General features: G+C 66.3%; 7 protein-coding genes and 1 pseudogene. 4 read left to right on the plus strand and 4 right to left on the minus strand.

The genetic code is table 11. The features are described from left to right. On the plus strand, positions 1-687 hold the full coding sequence (locus D779_RS02795) for a carboxypeptidase-like regulatory domain-containing protein (RefSeq protein WP_043749068.1): 687 nt from the start codon (positions 1-3) through the stop codon (positions 685-687). Between the two features lie 82 nt (positions 688-769). Here D779_RS02795 and D779_RS02800 read toward each other — a convergent pair whose 3' ends face one another. Then, positions 770-1381 carry a TetR/AcrR family transcriptional regulator gene (locus D779_RS02800; protein WP_043749124.1) on the minus strand — a complete coding sequence of 204 codons (612 nt, stop codon included), beginning with the start codon at positions 1379-1381 and terminating at the stop codon, positions 770-772. 169 nt (positions 1382-1550) lie between these two features. Between D779_RS02800 and D779_RS02805 the strand changes: the two genes are divergently transcribed. Next, positions 1551-2726, plus strand: a complete 1176-nt coding sequence (locus D779_RS02805; RefSeq protein ID WP_043749129.1) for an efflux RND transporter periplasmic adaptor subunit — start codon at positions 1551-1553, stop codon at positions 2724-2726. Positions 2727-2840: 114 nt separating this feature from the next. Then, the gene (locus D779_RS02810) at positions 2841-5942 is read left to right on the plus strand and encodes an efflux RND transporter permease subunit (RefSeq protein WP_043749072.1); all 3102 of its coding nucleotides are present in this window, start codon (positions 2841-2843) and stop codon (positions 5940-5942) included. Positions 5943-6008: 66 nt separating this feature from the next. On the opposite strand, the gene D779_RS02815 is transcribed toward D779_RS02810, so the two are convergent. The 3 genes from D779_RS02815 to pomA are packed head-to-tail and all read right to left on the minus strand — an operon-like array spanning position 6009 to position 8254. Next, positions 6009-6593, minus strand: coding sequence for a PilZ domain-containing protein (locus D779_RS02815; protein ID WP_043749074.1), 585 nt, complete (start codon positions 6591-6593; stop codon positions 6009-6011). After that, positions 6590-7462, minus strand: a complete 873-nt coding sequence (tssL, locus tag D779_RS02820) for a type VI secretion system protein TssL, long form (RefSeq protein WP_043749078.1) — start codon at positions 7460-7462, stop codon at positions 6590-6592. Before tssL ends, D779_RS02815 begins: the two co-directional genes overlap by 4 nt. 33 nt (positions 7463-7495) lie before the next feature. Further along, positions 7496-8254, minus strand: coding sequence for a flagellar motor protein PomA (gene pomA, locus D779_RS02825; RefSeq protein ID WP_043749081.1), 759 nt, complete (start codon positions 8252-8254; stop codon positions 7496-7498). 220 nt (positions 8255-8474) lie between these two features. On the opposite strand from pomA, the pseudogene D779_RS02830 reads away from it, so the two are divergent. Continuing rightward, positions 8475-9285: pseudogene (locus D779_RS02830) on the plus strand (YgiQ family radical SAM protein); the annotation flags it as partial.

Genomic DNA, 9285 nt, shown 5'->3' on the forward strand with positions numbered 1-9285 from the left:
ATGTCACGGGTCTATCCAATGCGTGTGTCGCTGCTTCTATCCTTGCTCGGCGTCCTGACGTCCGCCGTCCAGGCCCAGACCGCCGAGATGCGCCCCGAGCCCAGGGCGCTCGAGACGATGCGCTCCGAATGGGCGGTCGCTCCGCCGGGAGCCAGCATGCCCGAGGGGAGCCGCATCCCGGAGGACGCGGTCCTTCCCGAGGGCACCGTGCTCCAGGAGGGCGTGACGCTGCCGCCGGGTACCATCCTGCCGGGCGGGGCCATTCTGCCCAAGACCGCCGCACCCGTCGTCGGAGAGGACACTGGCTCCATGCCGGCCCAAGCTCTGCCGCCGAGCGTCCCCGCCGCGCCCGAGGAAGGGGAGGTCGCCGGCGGCGTTCCCTATGTCAGCGGCGGTATCGGGGCCTCCGGGCGCGAGGAGATGCGGGAGATCCGGTCCAAGTTCAATCTGCGGCTGCTATTCGCGGTGCAGGGGTCCGGGGAGTATCTGGCCGACGTCAAGGTGCGGATCGAGGATGCGGCGGGGCCGACCCTCCTGACCGCCGTATCTCAAGGACCCTGGTTCTACGCGAGCCTCGCCCCCGGGAATTATCGTTTGACGGTCGAGAACGACGGAAACGTCCAGACGCGCGACGTGACCGTGCCCTCCACCGGGGCGACGGATCAGTCCTTCTACTGGTCGCCCTGAGGATTGGGCGTACCGGGCGGTCTGTGGGAACTTCGCCGCCCATCGGGGGATCCATGGAGAGCGATTGACGGCCTTGCCGCGCTCAGAGCAGGGCGCGCATCACCTTGCGCAGCAATGGCGCCATCGCCTCGCGGTCGAGTTCGGGGTGCGAGATGGCGCGGGCGGCGAGTCCATCGAAGAGCGCCATGAGGATTTCGGTCTCGGCCTCCATGGATTCGCTGGACGATTGCTCCGCGTGCTCGCTGGCGCGTGACAGCCGAGCCTTCTGGAACACCTTGACGAGATGCCCCCGCTTGATGCGGTCCGCTTCCATCAGGATGGAGGCCACGTCCGGGTTGCGTGCCGCCTCGGCGTAGATCTCCATTTCGAGGGCGGCATACTCGCGCTCGGTCTTCTCGCGCAGCCCGATGTCGACGCGGTCGAGCAGCGCCTGGAAGACATCCTCGGCGCTCTCGAAATGCCGTGCCATCTCCTGAGCGCACTCGAGGCGACGCTCGATCAGGGCGGCGATGATCGTCTCCTTGTTGGCGAAGAAATGATAGATGTGCCCGGAACTCATCCCCGCCTCCTTGGAGAGTCTGGCGATGCTGGTGCCATGGAATCCCTCCCGCGCGAAGCATTCGGCCGCGGCGTCCAGGATCTGTTGTCTTCTGGCCTCGCAGCGTGGCAGGGCTGGGTCTAGCGAGCTTGGCATCTGCATCCTCCGGATCTTGGTGTCGGTGCGGCCCGTGCTGGAGACCGCATCCCGTGACGGGCATCGATCGATTCGCATTTCAGGGTTGACGCATCGATTCCAGCCAACTAGATTGAACGTTCATTCTAGAATGAACGTTCAATCTCTAAAAGACCAGACCGAGGTGATCATGAAGTCCGACATCCATCAGCCAGCGGGGATCCTGTCGATCACGCTCGCGGCATCGCTCTTCCTGGTCGGCTGCGGTCCAGAGAGTCATGCGGCCGGTCCCCCGGGGGGCGGTGGCACGCCCGAGGTCGGGGTGGTGCGCGTCGAGGCGCGGCCGGCGGTGCTGACCACCGAACTGCCGGGGCGCACCATGCCCTATCAGATCGCCGAGGTGCGTCCCCAGGTCGGCGGCATCATCCAGGAGCGCAAGTTCCGCGAGGGCGGCCAGATCCAGGCCGGCGAGGTGCTCTATCAGATCGATCCGGCCGTCTATCAGGCGACCTACGACAGCGCCAAGGCGTCTCTGGCGCGCTCGCAGGCGACCCTGGAACGGGCTCGGCTTAAGGCCGACCGCTACGCCAATCTGCTCAAGGCCAACGCCGTGAGCCAGGAGGACTCCGACGACGCCGAGGCTGCGCTCAAGGAGGCGATCGCCAGTGTCGCGGTCGATAAGGCGGATCTGGTCAGCGCCCGCATCAATCTGGACTATACCCGCGTGACCTCGCCCATCGACGGCCGGATCGGGCGCTCGGCCGTGACCCAGGGTGCACTGGTGACGGCCTATCAGGATCTGGCCCTGGCGACCGTCCAGCAGCTCGACCCCATCTATGTCGACCTGACCCAGTCCAGCGCCCAGCTGCTGCGTCTGCGCAGGGCACTGGAGGACGGTCGCCTGCAGCGCCCGGACGGGGATCAGCCCAAGGTGACCCTGATCCTGGAGGACGGTTCGACCTATCCGCTCGCCGGCCATCTGGAATTCGCCGAGGTCACGGTCGATCAGGGGACCGGTGCCGTGACCATGCGCGCGACCTTCCCCAATCCGGAGCACCTGCTGCTGCCCGGCATGTTCGTGCGCGCCAAGGTGGAGGAGGGCGTGCGTCCGGACGCCATCCTGGTGCCCCAACAGGGCGTGCAGCGCAATCGCCGCGGCGAGCCGACCGCGCTGGTGCTGGCCGAGGACGGGACCGTCGAACAGCGCGAGCTGGAGACCAACCGCGCCATGGGCAGCCGCTGGCTGATCGACTCTGGCCTGGAGCCCGGCGACCGTCTGATCGTCGACGGCGTTCAGATGGTGCGGCCCGGCGCCAAGGCCAAGGCCGTGGATCGCACCGACGAGCCGCAGTTCGCCGCACACTGAATAGCCGCCAGCTACCAGCTATGTGGATCTGGTCGCGCATCAGGTGACAGCCCATAGCTGGCCGCTGGTCGCTGGAGGCTGAAAGCTCAATCGACATTCCGAGGAACGCCCTTCATGGCCCGCTTTTTCATCGACCGCCCCGTCTTCGCATGGGTCATCGCCATCGTCATCATGTTGGCGGGCGTGCTCTCCATCCTGTCGCTGCCGGTGTCCCAGTATCCCGGCATCGCGCCGCCGGCGATCGCCATCACCTCCACCTATCCCGGCGCCTCCGCCGAGACCGTGCAGGACTCGGTTACCCAGGTCATCGAGCAGCAGATGAACGGGCTCGACGGTCTGCGCTACATGTCCTCGACCAGCGAGTCGAACGGCGTCTCCACCATCACCCTGACCTTCAACAACGATGTCGACCCGGACATCGCCCAGATGCAGGTCCAGAACAAGCTTCAGCTGGCCAACGCCCTGCTGCCGACCCAGGTGCAGCAGCAGGGGATCCAGGTCGCCAAGTCGGTGCGCAACTTCCTCATGGTGGTGGCCTTCGTCTCGCGCGACGGCAGTCTCGGCAGCGAGGACCTGGGCGACTATGCAGCCAGTCTGGTCAAGGATCCGGTCAGCCGGGTCCAGGGCGTCGGCGAGATCACATTGTTCGAGTCCCAGTACGCCATGCGCATCTGGCTGGATCCGAACCGTCTCAACCAGTACGGCCTCACCCCGGCCGACGTGGCCTCGGCGATCGAGGCCGAGAACGCCCAGGTGTCGGCCGGTCAGCTCGGCGCCATTCCGGCCGAGGAGGGGCAGCAGCTCACCGCCACGGTGAACGTGCAGAGCCGGCTCAACACGCCCGAGGAATTCGGGGCCATCCGGCTCAAGACCAACTCGGACGGCTCGACCGTCCTGCTGCGCGATGTGGCGCGCGTCTCCCTGGGCAGCGAGATCTACGGCAAGACGGCCCGTCACAACGGGAGGCCGGCCGCCGGTATGGCGATCCGGCTCGCGACCGGGGCCAATGCCCTGGATACCGCGGATGCGGTCAAGCGCAAGGTCGAGGAACTCTCGGCCTTCTTCCCTCCGGGCATGGAGGCCGTCTATCCCTACGACACCACGCCCTTCGTGCGCATCTCCATCAGCGAGGTGATCAAGACCCTGTTCGAGGCGGTCATCCTGGTGTTCCTGGTGATGTATCTCTTTCTGCAGAACTTCCGCGCCACCCTCATCCCCACCATCGCCGTGCCCGTGGTGTTGCTCGGGACCTTCGGCGTGCTGGCCGCCTTCGGCTATTCGATCAATACGCTGACGCTCTTCGCCATGGTCCTGGCCATCGGTCTGCTGGTCGACGACGCCATCGTGGTGGTGGAGAACGTCGAGCGCGTCATGCGCGAGGACAAGCTGCCGCCCAAGGAGGCCACGCGGCGTTCCATGGACCAGATCACCAGCGCCCTGGTCGGCATCGCCCTGGTGCTCTCGGCGGTATTCGTCCCCATGGCCTTCTTCAGCGGCTCCACCGGGGTCATCTATCGCCAGTTCTCGGTGACCATCGTCTCGGCCATGCTGCTGTCCGTGGTCGTGGCCCTGACCCTGAGTCCGGCCCTGACCGCCACCCTGCTCAAGCCGATCCCGCACGGTCCGCGCCGCGGATTCTTCGGCTGGTTCAACCGCAATTTCGGCCGCAGCGTCGACCTCTACGGCAATACCGTGGAACGCATCGTGAAATGGCGCTGGCTGTTCATGGGCGTCTATGCCCTTCTGGTGGGCGCCATGGTCGTCCTGCACGAGCGCATGCCGACCTCCCTGCTTCCCGAGGAGGATCAGGGCATCCTCATCGTCCAGGCGGTCCTGCCCGCCGGCGCCACCCGTGAAAGGACCCTGGACGTGCTGGCCGAGGTCGAGAAATATTTCAAGGAGAACGAGCAGGAGGCCGTGAAGGAGATGATCACGGTGGCCGGATTCAGCTTCTCCGGTCAGGGCCAGAACATGGCGATCGGCTTCGTGCGCCTGAAGGACTGGGACGAGCGCGACCGCCGGGATCTGCGGGTCGACGCGATCGCCGGGCGGGCGATGGGGGCCTTCTCCAAGATCCGCGACGCCCGCGTCTTCGCCTTCGTCCCGCCGGCGGTCATCGAGCTGGGAACCGCCTCCGGCTGGGACGTCCAGCTTCAGGACCGGGCCGGTCTGGGGCACGAGGCGCTCATGGAGGCGCGCAACCAGTTCCTGGGCATGGCAATGCAGGATCCCGGACTCATCGCCGTGCGTCCCAACGGCCGCGACGACGAACCCCAGTATCAGGTCGAGGTGGACCGCACCAAGGCGGGCGCGCTCGGGCTGTCGCTCGACGACATCAACCGCACGCTTTCCATCGCCTGGGGCAGTTCCTACGTGGACGACTTCGTCCACGAGGGCCGGGTGAAGAAGGTCTACATGCAGGCCGATGCCCCCTATCGCATGCTGCCCGAGGATCTGGACGCCTGGTACGTCCGCAACGGGAACGGGGAGATGGTGCCCTTCTCCGCCTTCGCCTCGGCGCACTGGACCTATGGTTCGCCGCGTCTCGAGCGTTACAACGGTCTGCCCTCGACCGAGATCCTCGGTCAGGCCGCTCCGGGGCTGAGCTCGGGGACCGCCATGGAAAAGGTGGTCGAGCTGGCCGAGAAGCTGCCGAAGGGGATCGGGATCGAATGGACCGGTCTGTCCTTCGAGGAGCGCGCGGCGGGCGCCCAGGCGCCGGCCCTCTACGCCCTGTCCGCGCTGGTGGTGTTCCTGGCCCTGGCGGCGCTCTACGAGAGCTGGTCGGTTCCATTCGCCGTCATGCTGGTGGTGCCCCTGGGCGTGCTCGGCGCCGTGGTCGCCGCGAGCGGGCGCGGACTGCCGAGCGACATCTATTTCCAGGTCGGTCTGCTCGCGACCATCGGTCTCTCGGCCAAGAACGCCATCCTCATCGTCGAGTTCGCCAAGACGCTCCAGGAGCAGGGCGCCGATGCGCTGTCCGCGGCGCTGGAGGCGGCGCGGATGCGAATTCGTCCCATCGTCATGACCTCGCTGGCCTTCGGGTTCGGCGTGCTGCCGCTGGCGATCAGCACGGGGGCCGGTGCCGGCGGGCGCAACGCCATCGGTACCGGCGTGCTCGGCGGCGTGGTGGCGGCCAGCATGCTGGGCGTGCTCTTCGTGCCGCTCTTCTTCGTCCTCATCCGCGGTCGTCTGAAGCCGAAACAGGCGGATTGATCGCGACATGTCCGGAATCGGTCGAGGAGGCCGATCCGGGCATGGCCTTCGCCGGGCTTCCGGGACTCAGTCGTCCGGCATGCGCGCCTGAAGCTGGTGCCTCTGCAGCATATAGACGTGGCGGATCAGCGCCTCGCGATCGGCATCGCGCAGATGGCTGAAATCCAGGGCCACTTCGCCGCTGGGGCTGTTCGCGTCGTTGCGCACGACGCGTCCGAGCGCCTCGACACGGCATGGGCCGGGGAAGAGCGTCATCTTGACGTCCACCAGGGATCCGATCGGGTAGCTGCCGTCGATGGTCAGGCTGATGCCCTGCGCGCTGATGTTCGCCAAGTGCGAGGCGGCGGTCGGGAAGTCGTCCCTGCCGTCGATCGCCAGTGCGAGCATGTCGATCTGGCGCTCGAGGGTGCGCACGTAGGCGGCGACGGTGGGAAACTTGTTTTCGAGGCTGCGCTGCTGAGGCAGATGCTGGTAGCGCATCCCGCGCAGCTCGTTCAGGAGGCCGGCGCATCTGCTGTCATTCTCGAAGGCATCGATGGCCGCTTGCTCGTCGGCCGCGGCGATCGGCGTGAGCTTGATTCCGATTTCGTCCTGGATGCGGTAAAACCGCCGCCGTTCCTGATCCTGGCTGGTAGGGGAGGTGTCGGTCATGGGTTGGCCTTCGTCGGTGAGCTCAGGTCCAGGCCGGAGATGTCCTCGAGCGCTTCCCGGGCGCTGGCATCGCCGAGCACGATGATCTCCACCCGTCGATTCTGCGCCCGGCCTTCGGCGCTGTCGTTGGATGCCAGCGGCTTGTTCTCGCCGTAGGCGCGGATCTCGACGCGCTGCGGATCGATCTGGTCGTCTCGGGTCATGGTGTCGGCCACGGCGGCGGCGCGCGCGGCCGAGAGGACCCAGTTCGAGGGGAATTCCGCGCTCTGGATGGGGATGTTGTCCGTGTGTCCGGCGACCATGATCTTGCCCTCGACCTGATCGAGCGCCTCGCCGATCTTCTCCAGCATCCGTCTGAAGTCCGGCGAGATGCGGGCCGAGGCCGATTCGAAGGAGCCCTTCTCCTGGATGCGGATGATCACCAAGTCCTCGATGGTCGAGACCTCCAGCAGCCCCTCGGAGATCTCCTGCTTCAGCATCTCGCGGATTTCCTCGGCCTTTTTCTCCGCATCTTCCCGCGCCTCTGCCTCCGTGGTCGCCTGCCCCTCGATCTGGAGATACTGCCGCATCTCGTCCATGGTCTGCTGACGCACCTCGTTGACCAGGGTGGGCTGGGGCTGCGCGGGGGAGAACTCCTGGGCGATGATGCTGGTGCCGGTCGGGATGTCGGACACCTTGACCTCGCGCTGGACGCCGAATGCCGCCTTCATCGAGCCGGCGATCTGCTTGTATTTCAGCACGTCCATCTCCGAGAAGGACAGCAGCAGCACGAAGAAGCACATCATCAGCGACATGAGGTCGGCGAAGGTGGCCATCCATTCGGGTGCGCCGGCCGGCGGATCTGGGCATTCGCATTCGGTCTCTTCCATCGGATGGCTCCGCCTGGGTTCGTGTGTGTCGGATCAGTCCTTGCTCTGGGTGCGCTGGCTTTCCGGGAGATAGGTCATGAGCAGCTGCTCGAGAACCCGGGGATTCAGGCCTTCCTGGATCCCCGCGATGGATTCGAGGATCAGCGTCTTGGACAGCTTCTCCTCGCCGCTGCGCAGCTTGAGCTTCTCGGCGATCGGGGTGGCGAAGGCGTTGGCGAGAATCGCCCCGTAGAGCGTGGTCAGGAGCGCCACGGCCATGGCCGGGCCGATGGCCTTGGGGTCGTCCATGTTCGCCAGCATCTGCACCAGCCCGATGAGGGTTCCGATCATCCCCATCGCCGGGGCCACCTCGGCCGTGGCCTTGAAGACACTATAGCCGGCCTCCTGGCGCTGGATGGTCATGTTGATGTCCTTGCTGAGCACCTTCTGCACCACGTCCGGCGGATGTCCGTCGATGCACAGCGAGATCCCGGTCTGCAGGAAGGGGTGCGAGATCGGTTTGCCCTCGAGTGCCAGCAGCCCCTCGCGGCGGGCGGTGTTGGCCAGGCCCACCGCCTCCTCGATCAGGGCGTTCGGCGAGGTCGATTTGTGGAGGAAGGCCCCTAGCGCGACCTTGAAGCTGCCCAGGAAATGGCCGAGGGTGGTTCGGAACATGACCACGAACATGGTGCCGACGAGTACGATGACGATCGATGGTATGTCCATGAAGACCATGATGTCGCCACCGAGCACGATGGCGCCGACCATCACGCCGATCGCCCCTACCATTCCCAACAGGGTCGCTAAATCCACTTCGTTGTCCTCGATACGTCAGAGATTCGATCGCGCGATCCAGACAAGCCCGGAGCCGATCGACTCGGATCGCGCCGCACGCCATGCAGCCAGCGCCTCTCGATCGTTGGAGACCATGGTCTCGAGACCGCGTCATTCTCCAGCGATTGTGCCATTCGGGTCCAGCCGTTGTCCTGCATTACAATGGCCGATCCATGACGGCTGACGGATCCGATCGACCATGCAGAGCGCCCCCGATATTTTCTCCTACCGCAAGCACTGGGCGCACCGTTTCGGGGTCGCGCCCGAGCTGCCGATGTCGCGTGCCGAGATGGATCTCCTCGGGTGGGACAGCTGCGACGTCATCGTGGTCACCGGCGACGCCTACGTGGACCATCCCTCCTTCGGCATGGCCATCATCGGCCGTCTGCTGGAGGCCCAGGGGTTTCGGGTCGGCATTCTCTCGCAGCCGGACTGGACCTCGGCCGAGGATTTCAGGCGGCTCGGCCGGCCCAATCTCTTCTTCGGCGTGACCGCCGGCAACATGGACTCCATGGTCAACCGCTATACCGCCGATCGGCGTCTGCGTTCGGACGACGCCTATACCCCGGATGCGCAGCCCGGTCGCCGGCCGGACCGCTCGGTGACCGTCTATGCGCAGCGGGCGCGCGAGGCGTACCGGGACGCATGCATCGTCCTGGGAGGCATCGAGGCCAGCCTGAGGCGCATCGCGCATTTCGACTACTGGTCCGAGAAGGTGCGCCGCTCGGTCCTGCTCGACTCCAAGGCCGACATCCTGCTGTTCGGCAATGCCGAGCGCGCCGTGGTCGAGTTGGCGCACCGCCTGGCGCGTGGCGAGCCCGTCGCCGAGATCCGCGATCTGCGCGGCAGCGCCTTCATGACCCGGGGCGGTCTGGAGGGGTGGGCCGAACTGGACCTGAGCCGGGTCGAGGGGGAGGTCGCTCCCAAGCGCCATCCCAATCCCTACGAGCCGGATCCCGAGTGCCATCTCCAGGGGCGGGCGCCCGAGCCGAGCCGGCCGCGTCCGGCCC

The organism is Imhoffiella purpurea (assembly GCF_000585215.1).
In the GTDB taxonomy this organism is placed as follows: Bacteria; Pseudomonadota; Gammaproteobacteria; order Chromatiales; family Chromatiaceae; genus Imhoffiella; species Imhoffiella purpurea.